The sequence below is a fragment of the Limnohabitans sp. genome, from assembly GCF_030158565.1.
Lineage (GTDB): Bacteria > Pseudomonadota > Gammaproteobacteria > Burkholderiales > Burkholderiaceae_C > Limnohabitans_A.
Map to the genome: position 1 here is coordinate 1 of NZ_JAOASQ010000006.1, position 1820 is coordinate 1820.

3 protein-coding genes and 1 pseudogene are annotated in these 1820 nt (G+C 61.4%); all 4 read left to right on the forward strand.

Features of this window, described 5'->3' with window-relative positions:
• Window positions 1–344 (forward strand): annotated as a pseudogene (gene eno, locus Q1W40_RS01125) (phosphopyruvate hydratase); the annotation flags it as partial.
• A gap of 8 nt (window positions 345–352) precedes the next feature.
• Window positions 353–628: a cell division protein FtsB gene (ftsB, locus tag Q1W40_RS01130; RefSeq protein ID WP_300708010.1), complete on the forward strand. Its 276-nt coding sequence runs from the start codon at window positions 353–355 to the stop codon at window positions 626–628.
• Window positions 625–1194, forward strand: a complete 570-nt coding sequence (pnuC, locus tag Q1W40_RS01135) for a nicotinamide riboside transporter PnuC (RefSeq protein WP_300708012.1) — start codon at window positions 625–627, stop codon at window positions 1192–1194. Before ftsB ends, pnuC begins: the two co-directional genes overlap by 4 nt.
• Window positions 1191–1820, forward strand: a 630-nt coding sequence (locus Q1W40_RS01140; protein WP_300708014.1) for an ATP-binding protein, incomplete at its 3' end; no start/stop codon positions are given. The genes pnuC and Q1W40_RS01140, both read left to right, overlap by 4 nt.

Genomic DNA, 1820 nt, shown 5'->3' on the forward strand with positions numbered 1-1820 from the left:
TGTTCGTGACCAACACCAAGATCTTCAAAGAAGGCATCGACAAAGGCATCGCCAACTCGATCCTGATCAAGATCAACCAGATCGGCACCCTGACCGAGACCTTCGAAGCCATCGAAATGGCCAAGCGCGCCGGTTACACCGCCGTCATCAGCCACCGCTCGGGCGAGACCGAAGACAGCACCATCGCCGACATCGCCGTGGGCCTGAACGCCGGTCAGATCAAGACCGGCTCCATGAGCCGCTCGGACCGCATGGCCAAGTACAACCAGCTGCTGCGCATCGAAGAAGACCTGGGCGACGTGGCCGTGTACCCAGGCCGCTCGGCCTTCTACAACCTGCGCTGAGCTGAAACATGGGCAACCGCCTCGTCCCCATCGTGCTGATCACCTTGCTGGTGATCGTGAATGCTCAGTTGTGGTTCGGGCGCGGCGGTTTGCCCAATGTGGCCAAGATGGAGCATGAGCTCCAGCAGCAAAAATCGTCCAACGAAGAAGCTCGGCGCACCAACGAGCAGCTCAACGCCGAGGTCAATGACCTCAAAGAAGGTTTGAGCATGGTCGAAGAGCGAGCCCGTCAAGAACTGGGCATGGTCAAGGCCAACGAAATCTTCGTTCAGATCGCCAAATGATGACCCCCACCGAGATCGCCGGCTTTGTGCTGGGCTTGGTGATGGTGGTCTGCAGCATCCGCGAGCTGCACTGGAGCTGGCCGCTGGCCATCGTCAGCGCCCTCCTCTACTTTTTTGTGTTCAAAGACAGCCTCTTGTATGGCGAAGCCGCTTTGCAGCTGGTGTTTGCTGCGCTGGCCCTGTGGGGCTGGTGGCAATGGCTGCGCACGGGTGACGATGCCCAACCGGCTTTGGTCATTCAGCGCTTGTCACGCAAGGGCTGGAGCCTGGTCGTGCTGACCTCGGTGCTGTTGTGGCCCGCTTTGGCCTTGCTGCTGCAAAACTTCACCGACAGCGATGTGGCCTGGTGGGACGCGCTGCCCACCGCCTTGAGTCTGGTGGGCCAAGCCCTGCTGGGGCGCAAATACATCGAGAACTGGCTGGTCTGGCTGGTGGTCAACGTCATCAGCGTGACTCTGTTTGCCTACAAAGGCCTGTGGCTCACGTGCTTGCTGTACGCGCTTTTCACGCTCATGAGCGTGTGGGGCTGGCGGGCCTGGCAAACACGCATGCAGGCACGCGCATGAGCGTGCGCCGCATCGCCATCATCGGCGCAGAAAGCACCGGCAAGTCCTGGCTGACGCAAGCACTGGCCGAAGTCATTCGCCTGCGTGGGCACACCGTGCACACGGTGGACGAGGTCTTGCGCAACTGGTGCGAACGCGAAGGCCGCACACCCCAAGCGCATGAACAACTGGGCATTGCTCGAGCGCAGGCGCAAGCCGTGGAACAAGCCGCGCCAGGCTGGGTCATCTCCGACACCACCCCGCTCATGACCGCGGTGTACAGCCACATGCTGTTTGAGGACGACAGCCTGTACCCCATGGCTTTGGCGCACCAAGCGCAGTACGACATCACGCTGGTCACCGGGCTGGATTTGCCCTGGGTGGCCGATGGCCTGCAACGCGATGGCCCCCATGTGCGTGGGCCGGTGGACACCTTGGTGAGGCAAGCGCTGGCGCATGGAGGAATCGCCTTCCGTGTGGTCTATGGGCAGGGTCATCAACGGCTGAACAACGCCCTGCTGGCTTTGGGTCTGCACGGCGAAGACGACACAGCGCGTGAATTGCGGGAGCAGGCTCAGTTCAGCATCAACCAGGGCCGCACCGTCTGGCAATGCAACGAGTGCAGCGACCCCGATTGCGAACACAAG